A 22,230-nucleotide genomic window follows, 5' to 3' on the forward strand; every position below is an offset into this window, starting at 1 on the left:
TGATATCAAATGCAAAACCCCGCCGGTCTGGCGGGGTTTTTGTTATCCGGGAAGGCTGTTTCCAGCTGTCTGGGCAATGATCGTATCGCGATCTTTCAGGAACGCCGCATAACCGTTATCCATCATCGCACTGGCCAGTTCGATATAAACGGCAAACAGGCGTGACAGGGTATCGGTTTCTTCCGGATCAAGGATCGCCAGAAGTTCGGCCGACCGGGCCTGTCCGGTTTCAAAATGTTCCCAGGCCCGTTCCAGCAGAATGGTGCCCAGACGATCCAGTTCGTCATATTTCTTTTGCCCGATGGCATTACGGATTTCACCAAGCGTGATGTCGGCGGCAATCAGGATTTCGGCCGGTATCGTCACCAGCCTGTCCGGGCCTTTGATATCGTCGGGAAGGTCGCGCAGGATATGCACGACATAACAGAAAATCGCCATGTCGCGCGCATGATAGAGCGGTGGATTGGTCAGGGGGGATGTATATCCGATCTCATTATCGAACCGTGCCGACAGCAGATAGACAAAAATCGATGCCGGGGCGGCGGTTGCTCCCTCGCAATAGGAGATGAAATCATCCCATTCATCCATCGGGTCTTCGGCAACGTCACGGCGCAGGGCATCGGCCAGATCAACCCACGGATCAACTTCCAGGTCGCTGCGGCCCAATGTCAGACGCAGGGCATTGAACACCGGCTGGCTGAGCGGGCCGCTTTCGGGATGGGGATTGTCGCCATCGATCTTGGCGGCTTCGATCTGTTGTTGCCACTGATCAATCGCAATCAGGGTATCCTCGCGCGCATAGTCGCGTTCGTGGTCGGTCAGTTCCAGAAACCCGTCATCGACAATATCGTCAATCACCCGCATCGACGCATAGGCCGCCAGAAAGAACCGTTGCCGTTCCGGGCCAAGGCGCATGGCGGCACGATACAGATTGGCGTTCTTCGCCGCCGCAAGGGCATTGCAGGCGGAAAACGGGTCGGCATTCGGGCCTTCTGTCGGTACTGGCGTCGTGGTCATGCTGCGTGCCATCTTTCCCTGATAAGTCCTGACCCTAGGAGTCATACAGCCTCGTTCGGGTCGACAAAAGGGTAATTGAACATCGCGGGCAGGATTGGGGCAAAACGGGCTCAGAATTCCAGACGATAACCCGCCGTCAGGCCTAGCATCGCATCGAAGCGGTCGGGCGCGGCGGCATTCGGACCTGATGATGAAAGGTCGCTGGTGACACGCCCGTGCAGACCGATCCAGATATCCTGAAACGGCATATAGGACAGGCTGGCGGCAATGCCCGCATCATCTGTTCCTGCGGGATTGCTTGAAAAGTTTTGGCTGTAGAAGTCACCGGGACGATGGGTTGGCGTCACATCGTAATCATTGACTGATCCGATGCTAGCACTTTGGCCGATCGGACCATTCAACTCGAAAACCGGGCCGAAGGCAAAGCCAAGATCGGGACGCGGCGCATACCCTACACCAAGCTGGGCCGCAATACCGTTGCCCGATGTCGGCTGACTGTCCATTTCAAGCCAGAAAAGAGATTGGTCATCTTCGGAATTGTTGCCGGGATTGCCCAGAACGATACCGCGATTGCCTCGCGTGGAAAAATAGTTGCGCATGCCGCGTGGCGATGCGGGCGGCAAAATACCGGGAACCAGTGAATTGGGGGAGCTATCGATTTTGGGCAGACCAATCGTCACGCCGGTTTCGTCTTGCGTGGTGGATAGTGTCGATTGTGCTTGGGCTGTTTGCGAAAACCCGCTTGCCACCAAGGCAATTGCAAGGCTTGCAATCGGCCACATCATTGGACGTGATACATTCATGCCTCGTATCCCGACAGCCTGATCCCAGTTGATGCACATCCCCTTGTGCGAAAAAATACTGGATGTTTCCGGTCCCGGCTTTATCAGTCGGTGAGGAACGCCTTGATGGCTTTTATCTGTTCCTCATCATTCAAGTGGGGTGCGTGTCCGCAGTTTGCCACTGTTAAAACCGGCATTTCAGGTTTTTGTTCTCGCATTTTTTCTACGATGGCGGGGGGAATCAGATCAGATTTGGCCCCGCTGATCAGCATAACCGGACAGGAAAGGGCATTAAATTGATCCCAGGCATCAAAGGAATCAATATGTTCGGCAAAAACACGCATGACTTCGGGGTCATAATGCATCATGAAATTTCCGTTCGGCATACGCCGGATGGAACGCGCAGAGATGAATGACCACGTGGCTTCGTCCGTGATCCCGAAGGGGGCATAGATCAGTTTTACGATTTCTTCGACATCATGAACTGTCTCGAACTCGGGCGTTGTGCCGACATAGGATTTGATCCGGGCAACCGCCGCCGGGTCAAGTTCCGGGCCGATATCGTTCAAAACCAGCTTTTCGATCCATCCGGCGGCCTCTGCGGTAACCGCAAGCCCGATCAATCCGCCCATCGATGTACCGATCCAGTTGCAGTTCGAAATTCTGAAATGTTCCAGCATTTCGAAAGTCTGCGCGACATAAAAGGGCAGGGTATATTCGCTGTCGGGATTTTTCGCCCATCCCGAAAGCCCGCGTCCGATCATGGACGGGCACAACACGAAATAGTCGTCAGCAAACTGCGGGGCGACATGATCGAAATCATCGGCCAGTCGCGCCAGTCCGTGGCTCATGACAAGGGCCGATTTGTCGGGACTTCCCCAGGTTCGGACATGAACTTCATAACCGCAGCAGGGAACAAAATGGTCGCGAAAGGCGGGCATGAGTTTCTCCGTTATCGGGATGCCCTCCAACCGACCTATGCGTCGCGTTTGCGGGCGATCATGAATAATCGGTTGAATGGAAACAGGGTGATGCCATCTTCACGCGGCGGATAGACCTGTTTCAAGCGGGTTTTGTATTTTTCGCAAAAGGTGGTGCGTGCCTCGTCATCGGGCAGAGCCGCCAGAACCGGCCGCAATGCGGTTGACGATATCCAGTCAAATACCGGGTCTTCGCCCCGCAATACATGGCAATACTGGGTTTGCCAAAGATCGATGGCATCGCAGTCACCTGATAGCACGTCAAAATAATCACCGGGCCGCATGATCCTGATTTGTCCGGTTGCTTCGGCCACCGCGTCGCGCCATTCAATCCCGGCTTCGCCAATCAACTGATGGCTTGGGGCCAGGAAATTGTTGGGCACCTGAACAGCCAATAACCCGCCTGGTCGCAAAAACGCGGTCAGGCGTGGAAACAGTCTGGCATGCTCGGGGACCCATTGCAGGGCGGCATTGGAAAAGATGATATCAACCGGCGCATCGGGTTCCCACTGCGCGATATCGGCCTGTTGCCAGTCGATATGTTCGTCACGTTTGCGGGCTGTTTCAAGCATTTCAGATGACGAATCGATGCCCGTAATCCGTATATCGGCATTGTCCGGCGTGCGATAGGCATGGTCGAGCAGGGCGGTAATCGATCCCGGCCCACAGCCAAGGTCGATGATGTGACGTGACACGAAACCGTCCACCGGTTTGGGCAGACGGGCAATCAGATCGATGGCCGGACGGCGGCGTTCATCGCCAAACAGTCCGTAACGGACGGGATCCCAGTGTGTGTTGCTCATACTCTGATCCATACCGCGCACGGCCCTGAAAGAAAACCATAAAGGCGTTTCCGGCGCTCGAACGCTTATTTGTGATGTTCTTTTTCCTGCTGGTCATAATGTCCCTTGATCAAATGGAACATGAACAGCACCGCACCGATGAACAGTGCCAGACCAATAAAATAAGAATACGCGTCAAGCGATCCCGAGGCATAAAACAGGCCGAAAAGACCCACCGCGATCGTCAGAACACCGAAGATCAAGCGATCCGCACCCATCTTGGAACTCCTCTAAGCTTCTGATGTATATCGATTTCAGGCAATAACCGGTGCCTTATATCGTGCCCAAACTACGAATTCTTTGAGGTACATCACGAAAGATTTCGACAAGTTGTAAATAAACCGGTCTTTTGAACGGCACAATCAGATCGGGCAGCGTACAAAAATCGGTCCAGCGCCAGGCATCGAATTCGGGGTGGGGCACGTCGATTTTGATATGCTTTTCCTTGCCAGTAAAGTGCATGGCAAACCATTTCTGTTTCTGGCCGCGATATTTGCCGCCAAACGCCTTACCGATCAGATGGTCGGGCAGGTCATAGGTCAACCAGTCCGGGGTTTGCGCAACAATTTCGGCCTTGCTGGTGCCGATTTCTTCGGAAAGTTCGCGAAAGGCGGCTTGTTCTGCCGTTTCACCTTCATCGATGCCGCCTTGCGGAAGCTGCCAAGCCCCTTCAAAGCCGACCCTGTTACCGATCCATACCTGACCGTCATCGTTAAACAGCGCAATACCGACACAGGGGCGATATGGTAGATCATCTGCCGTCAGGCCGTTTTGCCCGACATCGCGGGCCTCGTTGTCAGCCTTGTTGTCAGTCTGCTCATCGGTCGCTCTGGCAGTCTTCTTCGATTTGCCACTTGATTTCTTGGTCATGTTCATACCCTCGCCCTTGCGCCGACTGTCGGTCATTCGTTAATTTTCGATTGTTTCGGCTGCACCGTCGTCGGCCTCTGCCGGGGCGTCGTTTTGCTGTGCCCGTGCTTCTGCCTCGGCGGCTTCTTGCCGGGCGGCTTCCGCTTCGTCTGCAGATTGCGGTGTGACCTGCCGATTGGCAAGCGCCGAAACCGGTGCAAGCTGAACCCCCTGCCGCCCAAGTCGGGCAGCCCAGTTGCGCAGGCGCTGAATGGTGACCGGATAGGATTGGGCGATGCCAATGGCAACCCCGTTGCTTTTTGCCTGTTCGACCAGATCGGCAAGCCGTGCGTCAATCTGGCGACGGCTTGGAATATCGTCGATCATGATATTGCCGATGGCATTGGGGGTATCGGTATTGGCTGCCAGTTGCGCACCAAGGCTGATTGACCCGGAATTGGTGCCTTCGACATACATAAGGCCCGTGCGGTCGACAAATTCGATCACCGGGCGAATGGCGCTATCGAGACTTCCGAATTTTGAACCAAGATAGCTGACCACACCGGCATAGCCGGGGAACCGTGCCAGCAGCCATTCCAGCCTGACAAGGTTTTCACCTTCGGGCAGACTGGTTAAAAGCGCACGGGGGCCGGGGTCGGACAACGGGAAATCAATCGGCTCCATCGGCAATTGCAGGAACACTTCATGCCCCATGGCGCGGGCATCGGCGGCGACCTGCGGCAGATTGTTGGAATAAGGCGACAGCGCAAGCGAGATGTTAAGCGGCAGTTCTTCAATCGCAGACCGGGTGCGGCTGCTGTTCAGGCCAACACCGGTCACAATGATTCCGACATAAGGCTGGCCATCGACAATATCGAAAGGCCGTTTATAGGCGTCAAATGGTGTGGTGCCGTCATCTGCAATGCGCGGAATCCGCCCGAAACTGCCTTCTTCGTCAAGGCCGGGGATGGGGGCCGGGCGCAGGGGATCGGGGTCTATCGGCTGATCAAGTGCGCCTTCCTCGGCAAGGGCAGCAAGTTCTTCAGGCGTTGGTGTTGTACTGCCATCGGGTGTGCCGTCCTGCCCCGGTGTTCCAACCAGATCGGAAACGCCTTCAAGCTGTCTGGCAATGTCCTCGGCATTTTGCGGTTCACCGGGTTGATCTGCTCCGGCATTGGCAAGGGCTTCCTGCTCGGCCCGGGTGCGTTCTTCAACGTCGCGTACACCCTTGGCGATTTCTTCCTGAAGTTCACGTTCGGAACCGGGAACCGCCGCAATGGTTTTGGGGCTGCCCATATGGAACAGCCGCCAGCCGGTTTCCGGATCAAGGATCGGAATCAACCCGACCGAGACCGCCCCTATCGGACTTAAGAACAAGGCAATGATCAGGAGTTTGGATAACCACCAGCGCCGTGACGGCGGACGCTTGGGCAGACGTTCCCATTGCACCTCGACCGGCAGTTCGCCAAAAGGAACATCCACGTCATGCAGGATGTCTGAAACATCATCTGTCTCGTCGTCGCCCGTGCCCTCAAGAGGATCGCGATCCTTCTTTCGGCCAAACCGCAAGGATTTTATGAGTTTCCTGATCACGAAAGGTCAGTCTCTTTCGATCTGCGGTTCGCACCTCACCCTTGCGGGCGGGGTGCGAACAGGGCAATGCCCCGGATCATGTCAAGGGCACGCGACAGCTGATAATCCTCCTGCGCAAGTTTCTCTGCTGCTTCGCGCCGGTCATTCGCATCGAGTTCCGCGTCGCTAATGGTTTCGTCCTCGTTTTGCAGGGCACCGTTCAGGGTTGATTCAGACCGCCGTTCGGCGGCTTCGGTGCTTTCAACACGTCCCTGCGGCACGATAATATCGGGTACGATACCGACTTCCTGGATCGACGTGCCCGACGGAGTGTAATAGCGCGCGGTGGTCAGACGAAGTGCCACATTTCCCGGCATCGGCAGGATCGTTTGGACCGAACCCTTGCCAAAGCTGCGCGTTCCCATGATGACCGCACGGCGATGATCCTGAAGGGCACCGGCAACGATTTCGGACGCGGATGCTGACCCGTCATTGATCAGCACGATCATCGGAAGTCCGTCGGCAAGATCGCCCGCACGGGCATTGTAACGTTCGGTGTTTTCGGTATCGCGCGGACGGGTTGAAACGATTTCACCCTTGTCAAGGAACGCGTCCGAAACCGAAATCGCCTGATCCAGCAAGCCCCCCGGATTGTTGCGCAGATCAATCACAAAGCCCTTTATTTCCGGGCCGATCTGATCGCGCATATCGGTAATGGCACGCTGCAGTCCGCTATAGGTCTGTTCGTTGAATTTGGTGATGCGGATATAGCCGACATCGTCCTTTGCTTCGGCCTGAACCGACTGGATCTTGATCACGGCCCGGGTCAGGGTGACATCAAACGGTGCCGGTTCGTTCTTGCGCATGATGGTCAGAACGATATCGGTATTGACCTTGCCGCGCATCATCTCGACCGCCTCGTTCAGCCCAAGGCCGCGGATCGGCGTGCCGTCGATATGGGTGATAAAGTCACCGGGCTGCAAACCGGCCTTTTCGGCTGGCGTGTCGTAAATCGGGGAAATGACTTTTACAAAGCCTTCTTCCATCGTGACTTCGATGCCAAGCCCGCCGAACTCGCCGCGGGTATCAACCTGCATTTCCTCGAAATTATCCATATTCAGATATGAGGAATGCGGATCAAGCGATGTCAGCATGCCGTTGATGGCTGCTTCGATCAGCTGCTTGTCGTCGACTTCTTCGACATATTTCGATTTTACCTGTTCAAACACATCGCCGAACAGGTTCAGCAGCCGATAGGTTTCGGCTGAAGTTGATGTTGAAGATTGCGCCAGCGCGGGCGAAGCAAGGCCCAAAGTCATGCCGGTAGCGAGTGCGAATACTGCCAATCGAGAGGTTTTCATCCACTTACCTTGCCGTTTTTCGAGGCCAGCCAGGGAAGCGGATTGACCGCTTCACCGTCATGGCGCATCTCCAGATAGAGTTTAGGCGATATTTCACCCATTATTCCAACAGGTTCGCCCGCCAACAAATACTGTCCTACCACACTGTCGAGCCGATCAAAACCGGCGATAAGACTATGGTATCCTTCGCCGTGTTCGATAATCAAGAGGCGGCCATAGCCACGGAAGGGCCCCGCGAACACAACTTTACCGTCAAAGGGCGATACGACCTGCGCGTTTGGACGCGTATCGATCTCGATCCCTTTGGAATGCGTAACCGCCAATCCGTCCGGTCCGCGCGACCGTTCACCAAACAGTGTAACCACCTTGCCGCTTGCTGGCATACGCAATTGTCCGTGTGCCAAAGTGATTGAACTGCCAACAGCCACTTCTTCATCATCTGCCACCGACGGTTTGCTTGCCGGGGCCGTTTTTTCAGGCGGCGGGGCAGGCGGTTCGTTTCTGGCAATGGCTGATGGAGGCTGGGGCGATTTTGGTTCTTCACGTTTGGCGATCTGGCGTTCCGGTCGCGTGCGTGGTTGGGGAAGCCCTTCGGCCCGTTTTTTCAGGCTCTCCAGAAGATCGCCCAGTGATTTTGCCTCGGTGGCCAGTTCATTGACCGCACGCGATGCCATTTTTGCCTCGGCCTCGGTTTCCGAACGCAGCTTGCGCTTTTCGTTAAGCAAGGCGGCAAGTGACTGTCGCTCTGCCTGTAATTCTTCGGTGGCAGATGCCATTTCGCTGCGCCGCGAACGGATATCTTCGCGAAGGGTGCCGATTTCTTCAAGTTCGGCCCGCAGATCGCGCGCATGCTGTTCGACACCGGGCAGGGCGGCCTTTAACAGGATGGCCGAACGCAATGTATCCTGCGGGCTGGTCGGCAGGGCGATCACGGCTTCCGGCGGGGTGGTCGATAAACGCTGCAGGGCCATCAGGATGCGGGCATATTGCCCGGCCTTGTCTTCAAGGCTGGTAGCGGCGCGCTTTTCACGAATTTCAAGTTCGTCAAGCTGTTCTTCAAGCTCTGTCAGGGTTGTTTCAAGGCGTTGTGCGCGTCTGGCAACCGAAATGGCTTCTGATTGAAGCGCCTGTTCCTCGGTCCAGAGCTCGCGCGATTTGCGTGACAGGAATTCTTCCTGTTTCTGCTGTTCGGACAACTGGCTTTCAAGTTTATCAAGCTGGCTGTCGACCTTGCGCAGCGATTGGGCAAAAGAGGGCGCTGCCCCGCCCGCAATCATGGCTGCAATCACAGCCAGCGCAGGCAGGGCGGTCTTGGAACACAGATCAGCTCGCAAGAAGCGCATCATTTCCTTTCAAACCCTTGATCAACGGTTTGCCGGTCATTTCGTCGGGCTGCGGTAGGCCCAGAAGCTGCAACAAAGTCGGTGCCACGTCGGCCAGGCGACCATTTTCCAGTGTTACGCCTTCCGGCCCATTCACCAGAATGGTCGGTACCGGGTTCAGCGTGTGCGCGGTGTGGGGTTCACCGGTTTCCGGGTCGACCATCATCTCACAGTTCCCGTGGTCGGCGGTAACGAACATCACACCGCCCACCGATTTAACCGCATCAACAACCTGCCCAAGGCAGGTATCGACGGCTTCGGCGGCCTTTATCGCAGCCGAAAGAATACCGCTATGGCCGACCATGTCGGGATTGGCAAAGTTCAGAATGATCGCGTCATAGGTTTCCGCCCTGATCGCCGCCACCAGCTTTTCAGTCACTTCCGGGGCAGACATTTCCGGTTGCAGGTCATAGGTCGCAACCTTGGGCGATTGCACCAGAATGCGGTCTTCGCCCTCGAAAACCTGTTCCTCGCCGCCGTTAAAGAAAAACGACACATGCGGATATTTTTCGGTTTCCGCGATGCGCAATTGCTTCATCCCGGCCCTGGATACGACTTCACCAAAGATATTTGGCAACACCTGCGGCGGATAGATCGCATCCATATATTTCGCATGATCCGACGAATATTCGACCATGCCGGCCTGCACGGCAAACTTGATCGGGGTTCCGCGATCAAACCCGTCGAAATCGGGCGCGCAGATCGCAGCCAGAATTTCACGCGCGCGATCCGCCCGGAAATTGGTCATCAACAGCCCGTCGCCGTCTTTCATGCCATTATAATCGCCAATCACGGTCGGCAGAACGAATTCATCGGTGGTGTCGGCGTCATAGGCCGTCCGGATCGCGGCTTCGGCACTGTTGGCAGTGTGGCCATCGGCGTAGTTCTTGCCCTGCACCATCGTGAAATAGGCCTGGCTGACGCGTTCCCAGCGATTGTCGCGGTCCATCGCGTAATAGCGCCCGGTGACGGTCACGATTTCAACATTGGCATCGCCGATCAGGGCGCGGAATTTCTCAAGGAATTTGGCAGCACTTTTGGGCGCTGTATCGCGGCCATCCAGATAGGCATGGATTTTTACCGGCACACCGGCTGATGCGATGATTTTGGCAAGGGCCGCCATATGGGCCTGATGGGAATGCACACCACCTTCGGACAGAAGTCCTGCGATATGGCAGGCGCCACCGCTTTCTTTCAGCTTGGCGATCACCTTTTTGACTGTATCGGTTTTCGCGATAGAGCCTGTTTTGACCGCCTCGTCAATTTTCGGCAGTTCCTGCATCACAACCCGGCCGGCACCCAGATTCATATGGCCGACTTCGGAATTGCCCATCTGCCCTTCGGGCAGGCCGACATCAAGACCGCACGCTTTCAGAAAACCGGTCGGGTTATTGGCATAAAGCGCATCCCAGACAGGGGTATTGGCCAATGCAACCGCATTGTCCTTGCTTTCCTCGCGATAACCCCAGCCATCCAGAATGCACAGCACCACCGGACGCGGGCGCTTTACGGTATTTGATACAGTCACAATCATAACCCCACGAAATAAGGTAAAAGGCTGAATTACCGGTAAAGATGGTTATTTTCCGGTAATTTTGCTATCCGTACAAAGACGCCGGGCGCGGTGGGTCCGCCTTTGGGCGCTGCCAATCAAAGCATTTTCACCGCGCAATCTATCATGAATGGGGGCATTGAACAGCCTTCCCGCCGGGTATTTTTTGTGCAGGTGCAAAGTCGCTTTTTGACAAGGATCATGGCCTGCCTGTAATCTCTGGCGTGACGGTGATACCTCGAATAACCGCGATGGGAGAGCCCGCTTTGATCTCGCGATCAGATCGGCGCCGAAGGAGCAATAGCCCCGAAAACTCTCAGGCAGATGGACCGTTGCGGATTGAGGCTCTGGAGAGAGAAGTCGGTGACGGGGTTAAAGCCCGGCATCATATTTCCACCGAAGGATGAAGCCATGTTGTCAAGAACGGTTGTTTTTGATCGCAAGGCGCACAATCTCAGGTCAAGGGACAGAGGGGGCAAGACACCGGTTCTATAACGTCATGCGGCATTGATCCCGCATGACCAAGAGCCGTGGGAGGCCCTTTTGACCGAAGAAAACAAACAGCGTCCGCAAGACGTTAACCTTTCCGTTGTCGATCTTTATACCATCGGGATCGGCCCATCGAGTTCGCATACGGTTGGCCCGATGCGTGCGGGCTATCGTTTCTGTCTGGAACTTGACGCCCGTAATCTGCTTGAAAAGACTGGTTCGGTAATTGTCGACCTTTACGGATCGCTTGCCCTGACCGGTAAGGGGCACGCCACCGATACCGCGGTGCTCATGGGGCTTTCGGGGGAACGCCCGCGTTCGGTTGATCCCGACCGGATCGCACCGACAATGGATGCGATTGATAAAGATCACGTATTACAGCTTTACGGCACCCATCCGGTTGCGTTTAACCGCGATACCAATCTTGTGTTTCACATGACCGAAAGCCTGCCCGAACATCCCAATGGCATGCGGATCACCGCCTTTGACCGTGACGGTGTGGTTTTGCACAAACAGGAATATTTTTCGGTCGGGGGCGGGTTTATCGTATCGGGCGATGATCGCGGGGCGGAATATTCCGGCGATAACATCACGCTGCCTTATCCTTTTTCCTCGGCCGATGAACTGATGGCGATCTGCAAAAAGGAAAAGCTGTCGATTGCCGAAATCATGGCCGAAAACGAAAAAAGCTGGCGCGAACCCGCCGAGACCGAGGAATTCGTCGACCGGGTTCATCGCGCAATGATGGATTGCATCGAACGGGGCTGCAAGGCGGATGGCATCCTGCCCGGCGGGCTGAATGTCAAACGGCGTGCGCGCAAACTGTACCTTGAACTGACCGAACGACCCGAAGCCGGGCTTAAGGACCCTTTGACGGTGATCGACTGGGTCAATCTTTATGCCCTTGCGGTCAACGAGGAAAATGCCGCCGGTTCACGCGTGGTTACGGCCCCGACCAACGGGGCAGCGGGCGTCATTCCCGCCGTGCTGCGCTATTACGAACGGTTTGGTGCCAATGTGACGCAGGGAAAATTACGCGAATTCCTTCTGACCGCAGCGGCCATCGGTTCGATTTATAAAAAGCGTGCCTCGATCTCGGCCGCCGAAGTCGGTTGTCAGGGCGAGGTCGGTGTGGCCTGCTCGATGGCGGCAGGCGCGCTTTGTGCCGTCATGGGCGGCACCCCCGAACAGGTTGAGAACGCAGCCGAAATTGGCATGGAACATAACCTTGGCCTGACCTGTGATCCGATTGGGGGGCTGGTGCAGGTGCCCTGCATCGAACGCAACACCATGGGGGCGGTCAAGGCGATCAATGCTGCCCGTCTGGCCATGCGCGGCGATGGGCAGCATACCGTGTCACTCGACAAGGTGATCGAAACCATGCGCCAGACCGGCATTGATATGCAAAGCAAATACAAGGAAACCAGCCAGGGCGGGCTGGCGGTCAATGTCAACGTGGTTGAATGTTGATCTGACAGTTTGAAATACTGTTTAAACGCCCCCAAAACAGCGGTTTCGGGGGCGTTTTTCGTCCGGCCTGATTCTTGCCACCTTGCGCCTGCAATCTGATATCATTGAGAAATCAAAAACGGGGCAAAGACCCCGAACAGGTTGGGCAAAGCATGAAAAAGAAACTGTTCCGCATCTATATCGCGGTCAGTCTGGATGGCTATATCGCGCGCGCCAATGGTGCGGTTGACTGGCTTGATCAATTCGATCCAGCCGAGTTTGATTTCGAAGGCTTTTTGGGCACCGTGGGAACACTGATCATCGGGCGAAAAACCTTTGATCAGGTGATGGAATTTGGCGAGTGGCCCTATGAAGATCGCCGCACGATTGTCCTGACATCACGCGATTTACCCGATAACCGTCCGGCCAATACAGAGGCATATGGCGGCAGTCTGGTTGAACTGGCAAGCCAGCTTCGTGATGACAAATCTGATACCGGCGATATCTGGATTGTCGGCGGGGCCAGCGTGGTAACCCAATTCCTGTTTGGCGGCCTTGTTGATCAGCTTGAAATGTTCATCATCCCGGAAATTCTCGGCGATGGCATCCGCCTGTTTGGCCGGGATGCTGCGGGCACAACACCGAAATTGATTGCTTCGGAAAGCTACAAATCCGGTGTCGTGCGCATGCAGTATGATTTGCGTTAAAGCTGGCTACTTCAGCGTTTCCAGTTTCGCGGCAATCTTTGATGCAAGTTCACGAAGGGCATTAACAGCACTGCTTTGCCAGTCGCTGTCGAGCACCATCTGCATCTTTTCCTGATAGCTATCAGTTACTGTAACCGGTTCGCCATTGTTAAGCTGTGCGGATTTCAGCGTAACTTCAGAGTTGTTATGCACTGTCACCTGCCAGAATCCCGGTTCTAACCACGACCAGAACTTGATCAGGTCGGCATCCACGGCATCCGCACTATCATATTCTGCATCACCCGGTTCAAGGACGCGGTATCCGGCCTGTTTGAAGCCGTTTGAAATCGCCTTGTTGACGGCATCCGCAACGGTTTTGTCTTCGGGCAGCATGACATCGCCAAGCGCCATTCCGTAGGTATTACGTTTGCGGGCATAGGCGCGCGACGTAAAGGCAACATCATCAATCTCGTCATTCGACAGCGACGGAATGTCCGGTGTGGATGGATCAATCTCGAATTGGCGTTTGTCTTCGACCGAAACGATTTTAACGGCCGGGCCAGTAGCCGGGTTTTCGATTTTGGCTGGTTCCTGAATTTCCACAACGCTGCGCGAAGTTGCACATGCGCCAGTCAGCATTGCCAAGCCGATAACGGCGGCAATCTTTAAGTATCTGGTTTGCATCGTTAATTCCCCTACTCAAACAGATTGAGAAATACCCACGGACAAATTTTGAAACAACTTATCCAAGAGTGGGGGAACCAATGCTTTTGGTGACTTTGGGGGAAAGGGATGGTCGGCCTGGAAGCTGTGGGTGACGATATGCACCTGTCGCGTTAACGAATGTTGGATGGCAGCAAATGACGCAGTTCTTTAATGGTATCTTCTATATCGAATGGTGCCAGGCTGCCGATCCGCTTGAGGCTTGCGACCTCGACTGTCGCGATTTTGGCTGTTCTGATCAGCGAGGGTGATTTCAATCCTGTTGTGGTCAGGTTCGATATACGAACATCCCCTTTCCAGCACTGATTTGCTTCCGATGTGATCATCAAAACCCAGGCCAGCTTTCCTTCTGCCGGTGTCGCGATAATCAGGCAGGGGCGACGACGTGTGATCGGCCTTTCGACATAGGGGAACGGTGCTGCGACGACATCAAAAGGCTTAAAGATCGTCATATGCGTCCTCGTCGGCCTTTGATGTCCACTCTGTAAACAGCATGAACGGGTCGTCTTTGTTCTGCTCGATTGTCTTGCGTTTCAGGACGACCTCATCATTGCGAATTTCATACAGAATCTCGTCACCCGGACCGACATGCAGAAAGTCGCGGACGCTGCGCGGGATGACAGTCTGTGCCTTTGATGTCAGCTTCGAAGAAATCATTGTGATCACCCGGTAGGAAAAATTCTTACCCTCAGAATGTAAGAATTTATTCTTACTTCGTCAAGGTGGATCCTATTCCCGGTGATAGGGATGATTGGTCTGGATGGCGTGGGCGCGGAAAAGCTGTTCGGCAATCAGGGCACGCACCAGCATATGGGGCCATGTTGCCTTGCCAAGTGACCACAGCGTATCGGCGCGTGTTTTGATGGCGTCCCCGTGCCCGTCGGCCCCACCAATGGCAAAGGCGATGTTTCCGGCATATTGATCAATCCAGCCTTCAAGTTTTGTCGCAAAATCGATGGAACCGTATTCGCGGCCACGCTCGTCAAGTGCGATCAAAAAGGCATTTTCGGGGATGACGCCCAGTAAAAGCTCCGCCTCGCGGTCTTTGAGCTGATTGGGCGGAAGCTTTTTCTTTTCCTCGACTTCCCGCACGACAAAGGGCCAGCGCAGGCGGGCTGCGTAATGGTCAAAGAGATCTTTCTCGGGGCCGTTTTTTATCCGGCCCACCGCAGCAAGGGTAATTTGCATCTTTCCGATCCGGCTCCGGCCCGGCTTTAGGACCACCGATGGCATATCCCCGCGGTGGTCAAGGCAAACCGGGACGGACTGTATTAATACAGTCGCGCCGCCTGCTGTTTAAGCGCCGGGTTCTCAACGCCCCACATCTGTTCGATGTTGTAGAACGCGCGCACTTCCGGGCGGAACAGATGAACGATGACATCACCGGCATCAACCAGCACCCAGTCGCCCTGTTCCTTGCCTTCGGCCTGAGCACGGCCCTGACCGGCTTCTTTCAGCTTTTCGACAATATGCTCTGCCATCGACGCCACCCGTCTGGAGGATGACCCGGTTGCAATGATCATATGATCGGCAAGGGAGGTTTTATCGATCAGGTTAATGGTGACAAGGTCTTCGGCCTTGTCGTCTTCGAGTATGCTCTGGATAAGGGCAAGGAGCTCGCCCGGTGTCAGAGTCTTTTTTGCGGTACCTATGGTCGCCACCTCAATTTACGCGAGGAAGCCCGATCCGTTTCGGATCCGGGAACTTCCCGCCGGTCAAACCTGCCATCTGCCTTCGGCGCGGATTGCGGTCGAAGAGGCCGGATGGCGCTTTATTGGCAGGTAAACCCAGGCCGGAACATCGAGATCGGCCAGCAAACCCGCCCTGTCCGATGGAATGCGCCAGCGTTCCATACGCTTGGCTGCCGTCCCGGACAATGCCTTGTTAGAATACCCCTCGCGGTCAAGGACCGCAATGGGAGCGCGCAAAATCAACCTGTCCCACCATTTCCATTTATGAAACTGGGCCAGATTGTCCGCCCCCATCAGCCATACGAACCGCGTTCGGGTAAAACGACGCTGCAAGGCTGCGAGAGTGTCGGCCGTATAACGGGTTCCCAGTTCCGATTCAATTGCAGAAACAACAATGCGGGGATGCTTCGCCATCATCAGGGCCGAATCGAACCGGTCGGCAAGGTCGGCCATGCCTTGTGTGGGCTTGAGCGGATTTTGCGGCGACACCAGCCACCAGACCGCATCAAGTTGCAGGCTTTTCAAGGCTTCCAGCGATATATGCAGATGCCCTTCATGCGCCGGGTTAAACGACCCGCCCAGCAATCCGACGCGGGGCGGGGCACTATGACTTCTGGGCGTCGAAAAGCTCATGGACGGGTCTGGCCGGTGCCGCGCACGATGTATTTATAGCTGGTCAGCTGTTCGACTCCGACGGGGCCGCGTGCATGCAGCTTGCCCGTCGAAATGCCGATTTCCGCCCCCATGCCAAATTCGCCGCCATCGGCAAACTGGGTTGATGCATTGACGATCACGATGCCGGAATCAACACCGTTCAGGAACGTCGCCGTCACATCGGCATCCTCGGCCAGAATGGCGTCGGTATGGTGAGATCCATATGTGTTGATATGGTTGACCGCGTCCTCGACCCCGTTGATGACCCTGATCGACACAATCGCATCAAGATATTCGGTGACCCAATCCTCGTCGGTTGCGGGCAGGATGCGGGTGTCGGCCTTCTGCGCGGTGGCATCGCCGCGCAATTCACAACCCTTGTCGGCAAGGGCGGCGGCAATTTTCGGCAACAGATCATCGGCAACCGCCTGATCAATCAGGATGGTTTCGGTTGCACCGCAAATGCCGGTCCTTCGCATCTTGGCATTCACCACGATATCGACGACCTTGGACTGGTCGGCACTGGCATGGACATAGGTATGGCAAAGCCCTTCCAGATGCTTGAACAACGGAATGCGGCTCTCATCGGTAATCCGCGATATCAGCGACTTGCCGCCGCGCGGAACGATGACATCAATATAATCGGACAGTTTCAGCATCTCGCCAACGGCTGCGCGATCCGTCACCGGGATCATTTGCAACGCATGTTCCGGCAAACCGGCATCAAGAATACCGGCAAGCATGCAGTCAAAAATCGCGCGTGATGAATTGAAGCTTTCCGACCCGCCACGCAGGATCGCGGCATTGCCCGATTTGATGCACATGGCACCGGCATCGGCCGTGACGTTCGGGCGGCTTTCATAAATGATGCCGATCACGCCAAGCGGCACGGACACGCGCGCGATATCAAGCCGGTTACGTTCGGGGCTCCAGCGGGCAAGCTCGCGGCCCACCGGATCAGGCAGGTCGGCCACTGCCTCGACACCGGACGCCATGCTTTCGATGCGCGCAGGGTCAAGCGCAAGACGATCAAGCAATGCCGGCGTCAGGCCCTTGGCACGGCCTGCTTCCATGTCACGCGCATTGGCGACCAGAATGATATCGGCATTTTCGCGCAATTTGCGTGCGGCCGCCTTAAGAGCAGCGGCTTTTGGTTCGGACGGGACCTGTGCCAGTTTCAGCGAAGCTTCACGGGCATTGATGCCCATGTCGCTCATCAATGCTGCGATGTTCTGGTTTTCGATGCTGGCAAGTGCCGTCATGGTCCTGGTTCCGTTCCTTGAAGATGTTCCGCGGGCCGGAAATGCCGGGGCGGGCTTATCGCAATTTTATCGACAATTTGACAAAATATCCCTCTGACCGCGCAACTGCAATCATCTAGGAACGATAAATCAATGTTTTGCGAACTATCCCGTAGACTGCATGACATGCTTTCTTGTCCGACTTGCTTGCCAAATCATTGATTACGGGCCATCTGTTGTTTTGGGAAAGCGGGACGTCAATCAGAAAGCCGGGGCTGTGTCGGACACGCCACATGGTGCCCCCACCAGGGGATAAAAACTTGAAAAATATGGGTGATAACCAGCCATCAGCCCGTGCTGAATTTGGTGTTGTTAAAACTTTTCTGCCGTATCTTTGGCCGCGTGGCGAGTTCGAGCTCAAGGTCCGTGTGGTTATCGCCCTGCTGTTTCTGGTCGGGGCGAAGGTGGCCAACGTTTATGTCCCGGTTTTGTATAAATACGCGGTCGATGCGCTTGACGGCGGTGACAAAGCCGGTGCTTCGTCTGGTGGTGCCGTCGATGCGACATCCCTGATTGTTGTGCCGGTGGGGATGATTGTCGCCTACGGGCTTGTGCGGGTTTTATCCTCGGCCTTCGGGGAATTGCGCGATGCGGTGTTTGCCAAGGTCGCGCAACGCGCCATTCGCACATCGGCGCTTGGCGTTTTTGAACATTTACATGCCCTGTCGCTTCGGTTCCATCTGGATCGTCAGATGGGCGGGCTTTCGCGCGCGATTGAGCGCGGGGTCAAGGGGATTGAATTCCTTTTGTCCTTCATGCTGTTCAACATTCTGCCGACCCTGCTTGAAATCTTCATGGTCTCGGGCATTCTTTGGGTGCTTTATGATTTCTGGTTCGCGCTGATCACGTTTGTCACCATTGTGATCTATATCGCGTTCACCCTGATCGTGACCGAATGGCGCATGAAGTTCCGCCGCGAAATGAACCAGCGCGATGACGAAGCTAACACCAAGGCTATCGACAGTCTGATCAATTATGAAACGGTCAAGTATTTCAATAACGAGGATCACGAATCCAGGCGTTATGACAACGCCCTGCGCGGTTACGAAACCGCGGCGGTGAAGTCGCAGGAATCCCTGTCCAAACTCAATATCGGGCAGGGTGCGATCATTGCCGTCGGTCTGGTTCTGAACATGCTTCTGGCCGCCAAGGGCGTTCAGGATGGCAACATGACCATTGGCGATTTCGTGCTGGTGAACACCTATCTGCTGCAGCTTTACATGCCGCTCAACTTCCTTGGTTTCGTCTATCGCCAGATCAAACAGTCGTTGACCGACATGGAACGCATGTTCTCGTTGCTTGATGTCGAAAAGGAAGTCGAAGACAAGGCCGGGGCACCGGCCCTTGCCTGCGGCGATGCCGCGATCCGGTTCGAGGACGTCAAATTCGCCTATAACCCCGACCGTCAGATTCTGAAAGGCGTCAGTTTCGAAGTTCCCGCGGGCAAAACTGTTGCCGTTGTTGGGCCAAGCGGGGCGGGCAAATCGACCCTGACCCGCCTGATGTTCCGTTTCTATGATGTCTCATCGGGCCGGATCACGATTGACGGGCAGGATATCCGCGATGTGTCGCAGACATCCCTGCGCCGCTCCATCGGTATCGTGCCGCAGGATACGGTCCTGTTTAACGATACGATTGCCTACAACATCGCCTATGGCCGCCCCGGTGCGGACGAGGCGGAAATCACCAATGCCGCCAAACTCGCCAGCATCGATGGCTTCATCGCCGGTTTGCCGCAGGGCTTTAAAACCATGGTCGGCGAACGCGGGCTTAAACTTTCCGGCGGCGAAAAACAGCGTGTGTCGATTGCGCGCATGTTGCTGAAACGCCCGAAAGTCATGATCTTTGACGAGGCGACATCGGCCCTCGATACTCGCACGGAGAAAGACATCCAGCAGGCGCTTCGCGATGTGTCGCGCGGGCATACGACGCTTGTGATTGCGCACAGGCTTTCGACCGTGATTGACGCCGATGAAATCATCGTGCTGCGAGACGGGCAGGTCGCCGAACGTGGCCGCCATCAGGATCTTCTGTCACAGGACGGGCTTTATGCCGAAATGTGGGCCCAGCAGCAGGAAATCCGCGAGGCCGAGGAAATCCTTGCCCATGCCGGTGATGTCAAGGCATAGGCCCGAACACCTGTGTGATATCAAGCAGCCAAAGGGCGGTTGAGATGGTGATGAAGGACAGCAAGGTCGCAACCATAAGCGATGCGGCACACAGTCCTTCATGGCCATAACGCTGCCCGAAAATCGCATAGATGCTCAGCATCGGCGAACAGGCGAAACTGACCGCTGCGATCTGCAAAACCGGTTCCATCGGCGGCAGCATCCAGACCAGTGAAAACACCGCAACCGGATGGAGGATCAGCTTTCCGGCAACGATGCGGGCCATGGCAATCCGCATGCCTTTCAGTTTCAATCCAACCAGCCCCGCGCCAATGACAAACAGGGCTACCGGACCGGATGCCAGGGCCAGCATTTCAATTGCCTTCAAGGCGGGACCGGGCAATTTGATCCCCGTCAGGGCTAGGCCCAGCCCGATGAAAATCGCAATGATGATCGGTGTCTTGCACAGGCTTATTATGGCATTGCCAAGAACGCGAAGGCGTCCGTGCCCTCCGTTATTGGCACTGTCGCCCAGCACGAGAACAAGCGGCATCATCACCAGTGTTTCAATTATCACACATAATGCAAGCGCGATTGCCGCGGGCGGACCAAGGACCTGTACCGCCACCGGATAACCGATAAAGCCGCTATTGGAAAAGGACATGCCCATGCCCTGCAAGGTCGCATTGGCAAAGGATTTCCGCGCAACGAAGCGTGTATAGGCGATGCCGAGTGTCAACATGATCAGCGACCCGCCGCCATAGGCGATCAGAAATTCGCCGTGAATGATTTCGGCCGGTGCCCGCCCCGATAGCGTCTTGATCAGAAGGGCCGGAAGCGCGAAATTCATCACAAACGCCCCCATCCCGCGTGCCACATCCTGGGCAATGATGTTTTGCCGAACCGCAAAATAGCCCAAGGCGATGATCAGAAAGATCGGCGTTGTGATGGCCAGAACGTCAAGCATATGGTGGCATGTCCCGATTGCGGCATATCCGGGGTCCGCGACGGACATATCCCGCTTGCGCCGATAATGTTTGATTTCATTAGATATCCCGTGCCATGCGGTGAAGGTCAAGAAACGGAACGGATTTATCAATGAACCAACAGGTAATAGATTGGCCCGAAGACCTGATGCCCGGTCATTTTCGCGGCCTTGATCATCTGCGATCCGTTTCGGCACGCGCGCGGAATGTGGCCGGTCTGGTTTCCCGTCATGGTGTATTACAGGCCCTTTCGGGTTTCGATCCGCTCCTTGCCGGAACCATTCCGATCAATCTTGATATCGACGGATCGGATCTGGATATTCTGTGCCATTGCCCGGATCCGGACGCTTTTGCCGATCACGCACAGGCCGCCTTTTATCATCATGATGATTTCAGCCTGCATCGCCGCCCGGCAACGCAGAATGTCGGTCCGGCAATCATCATACGGTTTGTTCTGGGTGATCTGCCGATAGAGATTTTCGCAACCGACACACCGTCGGAATGCCAGTTCGGCTTTCGCCATATGCTGGTCGAGGCACGGTTGATATATCTACTGGGGCCGCAGCTTTCCGAAGAAATCCGAAAAATGAAATGGGCCGGTGTCAAAACCGAACCGGCCTTTGCCAGCCTTCTTGCGCTTGGCGGTGATCCCTATCTCGTGCTGGACGAAATGTATGACCTGGGCCCAGTTGCGTTAAAAAGCAGGGTGGGGCGGTTCATCATTTAGGGCCATCAAGGCTGCCATGTCTGTCCAGCGCATGATAGCTGACCGTATCGCGCCCGTTTTCCTTGGCTTCATAAAGGGCTTCGTCGGCGATGCGCAGCACTTCATGCGGTTCATAAAGACCAGTCGATTCATTGGAAATCCAGGTTGCGCCGACGCTAACCGTGATTGGAATCGTATCGCCGTTGGTGTCGCTGACCCGGCATTGATCGCGCACCGTATCGCACAGCTTGTAGCCAAGATACAGTGTCTGTTCGAGGCGAAGACCCGGCAGGACACAAACGAATTCGTCACCGCCGAAACGCCCGACAATATCATGATCGCGCAGGCTCGATGACATGATGGCGGCAATGCCCTGTATCACCTTGTCGCCGATCAGATGGCCATAGGTATCATTGATCTGTTTGAAATGGTCGATATCAAGCATGAAAACACCGACCGATCCGCCCTTGATCCGCGAACTTGTCATTTCCCGTGCCAGCAATTCCTCAAGTCCGCGGCGGTTCCACACGCCTGTCAGTCCGTCGATCATCACATCGCGGTGGGCCGCATCAAGATCAAGGAGAAGCTGCTTCTGGCTGCGTTCGGTATAACGCAGTGCCAGAACGGTCTCGACCCAGTGGGCAAGGTCTTTGAGCGTTTCAATTTCGGGATCGGAAAAATGGCGCACTTTTGAATCAATGATACAAAGCGTGCCAAGCTTGTATCCCTCGCTGTTTGACAGCGGAACACCGGCATAGGACCGGATATGCGGTGCGCCCACCACCAGCGGGTTGCCGTTGAAACGGTCGTCATTCATTGCATTTTCAACAACAAGCGGGGCATCGTGCATGATGGCATGGCTGCAAAATGAAATATCGCGCGGCGTTTCAGAAACCGCCAGATTGACGCGTGATTTGAGAAACTGCCTGTCGCCATCCAGCAGCGATATTGCCACCATCTCGGTCTTGAAAATGCGTTCGGCAAGCCGTGTGATCCGGTCCAGTTCGGGATCGCGCGGCGTTGACAGAATACCCATGCTGTCCAGCGATCTCTGCCGTTCGGCCTCGTCTTCCGGGGTGGGTGCAATTTTCAAGGACGAT

Annotated in this window: 23 protein-coding genes and 2 riboswitches; of the genes, 4 read left to right on the forward strand and 19 right to left on the reverse strand. The window is 55.5% G+C overall.

All coding sequences use genetic code 11. From position 1 onward, the window contains the following. Positions 1-42: 42 nt before the first annotated feature. The 10 genes from LG297_RS01905 to gpmI all read right to left on the reverse strand — a co-directional run bounded on the left by LG297_RS01905 (position 43) and on the right by gpmI (position 10,319). On the reverse strand, positions 43-1,017 hold the full coding sequence (locus LG297_RS01905; protein WP_404424572.1) for a phytoene/squalene synthase family protein: 975 nt from the start codon (positions 1,015-1,017) through the stop codon (positions 43-45). A 110-nt stretch (positions 1,018-1,127) separates the two neighbouring features. Beyond that, complete coding sequence (locus tag LG297_RS01910; RefSeq protein WP_404424574.1) at positions 1,128-1,820, reverse strand: hypothetical protein; 693 nt, start codon at positions 1,818-1,820, stop codon at positions 1,128-1,130. Between the two features lie 83 nt (positions 1,821-1,903). Next, on the reverse strand, positions 1,904-2,740 hold the full coding sequence (locus tag LG297_RS01915) for an alpha/beta fold hydrolase (protein WP_404424576.1): 837 nt from the start codon (positions 2,738-2,740) through the stop codon (positions 1,904-1,906). Positions 2,741-2,775: 35 nt separating this feature from the next. Continuing rightward, on the reverse strand, positions 2,776-3,582 hold the full coding sequence (locus LG297_RS01920) for a methyltransferase domain-containing protein (RefSeq protein WP_404424578.1): 807 nt from the start codon (positions 3,580-3,582) through the stop codon (positions 2,776-2,778). 65 nt (positions 3,583-3,647) lie between these two features. Further along, a complete protein-coding gene (locus LG297_RS01925; protein ID WP_404424580.1) occupies positions 3,648-3,839 on the reverse strand; it encodes a DUF308 domain-containing protein in 192 nt (63 codons plus the stop codon). A 55-nt stretch (positions 3,840-3,894) separates the two neighbouring features. Then, the gene (locus tag LG297_RS01930; protein ID WP_404424582.1) at positions 3,895-4,527 is read right to left on the reverse strand and encodes an RNA pyrophosphohydrolase; all 633 of its coding nucleotides are present in this window, start codon (positions 4,525-4,527) and stop codon (positions 3,895-3,897) included. A gap of 3 nt (positions 4,528-4,530) precedes the next feature. Then, a complete protein-coding gene (locus LG297_RS01935; RefSeq protein ID WP_404424584.1) occupies positions 4,531-6,063 on the reverse strand; it encodes a divergent polysaccharide deacetylase family protein in 1,533 nt (510 codons plus the stop codon). 35 nt (positions 6,064-6,098) lie between these two features. Further along, positions 6,099-7,403, reverse strand: coding sequence for a S41 family peptidase (locus LG297_RS01940; RefSeq protein WP_404424586.1), 1,305 nt, complete (start codon positions 7,401-7,403; stop codon positions 6,099-6,101). Then, positions 7,400-8,749 (reverse strand): murein hydrolase activator EnvC family protein, encoded by a 1,350-nt coding sequence (locus tag LG297_RS01945; protein WP_404424588.1) that lies wholly within the window; start codon positions 8,747-8,749, stop codon positions 7,400-7,402. Before LG297_RS01945 ends, LG297_RS01940 begins: the two co-directional genes overlap by 4 nt. Next, a complete protein-coding gene (gene gpmI / locus LG297_RS01950) occupies positions 8,727-10,319 on the reverse strand; it encodes a 2,3-bisphosphoglycerate-independent phosphoglycerate mutase (RefSeq protein ID WP_404424590.1) in 1,593 nt (530 codons plus the stop codon). The genes LG297_RS01945 and gpmI overlap by 23 nt, the downstream gene beginning before the upstream one ends. A gap of 260 nt (positions 10,320-10,579) precedes the next feature. Then, positions 10,580-10,679, forward strand: a riboswitch (glycine riboswitch). Positions 10,680-10,682: 3 nt separating this feature from the next. After that, positions 10,683-10,809: riboswitch (glycine riboswitch) on the forward strand. A gap of 71 nt (positions 10,810-10,880) precedes the next feature. On the opposite strand from gpmI, the gene LG297_RS01955 reads away from it, so the two are divergent. Then, positions 10,881-12,296 (forward strand): L-serine ammonia-lyase, encoded by a 1,416-nt coding sequence (locus tag LG297_RS01955; RefSeq protein WP_404424592.1) that lies wholly within the window; start codon positions 10,881-10,883, stop codon positions 12,294-12,296. A 152-nt stretch (positions 12,297-12,448) separates the two neighbouring features. After that, complete coding sequence (locus tag LG297_RS01960) at positions 12,449-12,982, forward strand: dihydrofolate reductase family protein (protein WP_404424594.1); 534 nt, start codon at positions 12,449-12,451, stop codon at positions 12,980-12,982. A gap of 6 nt (positions 12,983-12,988) precedes the next feature. On the opposite strand, the gene LG297_RS01965 is transcribed toward LG297_RS01960, so the two are convergent. From LG297_RS01965 to LG297_RS01995, 7 genes are all read right to left on the reverse strand, one after another. Then, positions 12,989-13,645, reverse strand: coding sequence for a hypothetical protein (locus LG297_RS01965; RefSeq protein ID WP_404424596.1), 657 nt, complete (start codon positions 13,643-13,645; stop codon positions 12,989-12,991). Between the two features lie 152 nt (positions 13,646-13,797). Next, positions 13,798-14,136 (reverse strand): type II toxin-antitoxin system PemK/MazF family toxin, encoded by a 339-nt coding sequence (locus LG297_RS01970; RefSeq protein WP_404424598.1) that lies wholly within the window; start codon positions 14,134-14,136, stop codon positions 13,798-13,800. Further along, the gene (locus tag LG297_RS01975) at positions 14,123-14,341 is read right to left on the reverse strand and encodes an AbrB/MazE/SpoVT family DNA-binding domain-containing protein (protein ID WP_404424600.1); all 219 of its coding nucleotides are present in this window, start codon (positions 14,339-14,341) and stop codon (positions 14,123-14,125) included. Before LG297_RS01975 ends, LG297_RS01970 begins: the two co-directional genes overlap by 14 nt. 72 nt (positions 14,342-14,413) lie before the next feature. Continuing rightward, positions 14,414-14,872: a 23S rRNA (pseudouridine(1915)-N(3))-methyltransferase RlmH gene (rlmH, locus tag LG297_RS01980; protein WP_404424602.1), complete on the reverse strand. Its 459-nt coding sequence runs from the start codon at positions 14,870-14,872 to the stop codon at positions 14,414-14,416. An 83-nt stretch (positions 14,873-14,955) separates the two neighbouring features. Continuing rightward, positions 14,956-15,345 carry a ribosome silencing factor gene (gene rsfS / locus LG297_RS01985; protein ID WP_404424604.1) on the reverse strand — a complete coding sequence of 130 codons (390 nt, stop codon included), beginning with the start codon at positions 15,343-15,345 and terminating at the stop codon, positions 14,956-14,958. Positions 15,346-15,399: 54 nt separating this feature from the next. Beyond that, positions 15,400-16,008: a nicotinate-nucleotide adenylyltransferase gene (locus tag LG297_RS01990; RefSeq protein WP_404424606.1), complete on the reverse strand. Its 609-nt coding sequence runs from the start codon at positions 16,006-16,008 to the stop codon at positions 15,400-15,402. Next, the gene (locus tag LG297_RS01995) at positions 16,005-17,291 is read right to left on the reverse strand and encodes a glutamate-5-semialdehyde dehydrogenase (RefSeq protein WP_404424608.1); all 1,287 of its coding nucleotides are present in this window, start codon (positions 17,289-17,291) and stop codon (positions 16,005-16,007) included. The genes LG297_RS01990 and LG297_RS01995 overlap by 4 nt, the downstream gene beginning before the upstream one ends. 308 nt (positions 17,292-17,599) lie before the next feature. Here LG297_RS01995 and LG297_RS02000 point away from each other — a divergent pair, with 308 nt between their 5' ends. Then, positions 17,600-19,459 (forward strand): ABCB family ABC transporter ATP-binding protein/permease, encoded by a 1,860-nt coding sequence (locus tag LG297_RS02000; RefSeq protein WP_404426926.1) that lies wholly within the window; start codon positions 17,600-17,602, stop codon positions 19,457-19,459. Here the strand turns inward: LG297_RS02000 and LG297_RS02005 are convergent. Then, the gene (locus LG297_RS02005; RefSeq protein ID WP_404424610.1) at positions 19,449-20,453 is read right to left on the reverse strand and encodes an AEC family transporter; all 1,005 of its coding nucleotides are present in this window, start codon (positions 20,451-20,453) and stop codon (positions 19,449-19,451) included. The genes LG297_RS02000 and LG297_RS02005 overlap by 11 nt on opposite strands. Before the next feature lie 83 nt (positions 20,454-20,536). Here LG297_RS02005 and LG297_RS02010 point away from each other — a divergent pair, with 83 nt between their 5' ends. After that, positions 20,537-21,151, forward strand: coding sequence for a DUF4269 domain-containing protein (locus tag LG297_RS02010; RefSeq protein ID WP_404424612.1), 615 nt, complete (start codon positions 20,537-20,539; stop codon positions 21,149-21,151). Here LG297_RS02010 and LG297_RS02015 read toward each other — a convergent pair. Next, a complete protein-coding gene (locus tag LG297_RS02015; protein WP_404424614.1) occupies positions 21,144-22,223 on the reverse strand; it encodes a diguanylate cyclase in 1,080 nt (359 codons plus the stop codon). The genes LG297_RS02010 and LG297_RS02015 overlap by 8 nt on opposite strands. Between the last annotated feature and the right edge of the window lie 7 nt (positions 22,224-22,230).

It is taken from the genome of Thalassospira australica (assembly GCF_044790785.1).
Classification (GTDB): Bacteria; Pseudomonadota; Alphaproteobacteria; order Rhodospirillales; family Thalassospiraceae; genus Thalassospira; species Thalassospira australica_A.

Coding starts and splice junctions, on each gene's coding strand:
- LG297_RS01990 (WP_404424606.1), bottom strand. CDS start 16,008: ATGAGCTTTTCGACGCCCAGAAGTCATAGTGCCCCGCCCCGCGTCGGA.
- LG297_RS02010 (WP_404424612.1), top strand. CDS start 20,537: ATGAACCAACAGGTAATAGATTGGCCCGAAGACCTGATGCCCGGTCAT.
- LG297_RS01925 (WP_404424580.1), bottom strand. CDS start 3,839: ATGGGTGCGGATCGCTTGATCTTCGGTGTTCTGACGATCGCGGTGGGT.
- LG297_RS01920 (WP_404424578.1), bottom strand. CDS start 3,582: ATGAGCAACACACACTGGGATCCCGTCCGTTACGGACTGTTTGGCGAT.
- LG297_RS01940 (WP_404424586.1), bottom strand. CDS start 7,403: ATGAAAACCTCTCGATTGGCAGTATTCGCACTCGCTACCGGCATGACT.
- gpmI (WP_404424590.1), bottom strand. CDS start 10,319: ATGATTGTGACTGTATCAAATACCGTAAAGCGCCCGCGTCCGGTGGTG.
- LG297_RS01945 (WP_404424588.1), bottom strand. CDS start 8,749: ATGATGCGCTTCTTGCGAGCTGATCTGTGTTCCAAGACCGCCCTGCCT.
- LG297_RS01915 (WP_404424576.1), bottom strand. CDS start 2,740: ATGCCCGCCTTTCGCGACCATTTTGTTCCCTGCTGCGGTTATGAAGTT.
- LG297_RS01910 (WP_404424574.1), bottom strand. CDS start 1,820: ATGAATGTATCACGTCCAATGATGTGGCCGATTGCAAGCCTTGCAATT.
- LG297_RS01960 (WP_404424594.1), top strand. CDS start 12,449: ATGAAAAAGAAACTGTTCCGCATCTATATCGCGGTCAGTCTGGATGGC.
- LG297_RS01995 (WP_404424608.1), bottom strand. CDS start 17,291: ATGACGGCACTTGCCAGCATCGAAAACCAGAACATCGCAGCATTGATG.
- LG297_RS02000 (WP_404426926.1), top strand. CDS start 17,600: ATGGGTGATAACCAGCCATCAGCCCGTGCTGAATTTGGTGTTGTTAAA.
- rlmH (WP_404424602.1), bottom strand. CDS start 14,872: ATGCAAATTACCCTTGCTGCGGTGGGCCGGATAAAAAACGGCCCCGAG.
- LG297_RS01930 (WP_404424582.1), bottom strand. CDS start 4,527: ATGACCGACAGTCGGCGCAAGGGCGAGGGTATGAACATGACCAAGAAA.
- LG297_RS01970 (WP_404424598.1), bottom strand. CDS start 14,136: ATGACGATCTTTAAGCCTTTTGATGTCGTCGCAGCACCGTTCCCCTAT.
- LG297_RS01965 (WP_404424596.1), bottom strand. CDS start 13,645: ATGCAAACCAGATACTTAAAGATTGCCGCCGTTATCGGCTTGGCAATG.
- LG297_RS01905 (WP_404424572.1), bottom strand. CDS start 1,017: ATGACCACGACGCCAGTACCGACAGAAGGCCCGAATGCCGACCCGTTT.
- LG297_RS01975 (WP_404424600.1), bottom strand. CDS start 14,341: ATGATTTCTTCGAAGCTGACATCAAAGGCACAGACTGTCATCCCGCGC.
- LG297_RS02005 (WP_404424610.1), bottom strand. CDS start 20,453: ATGTCCGTCGCGGACCCCGGATATGCCGCAATCGGGACATGCCACCAT.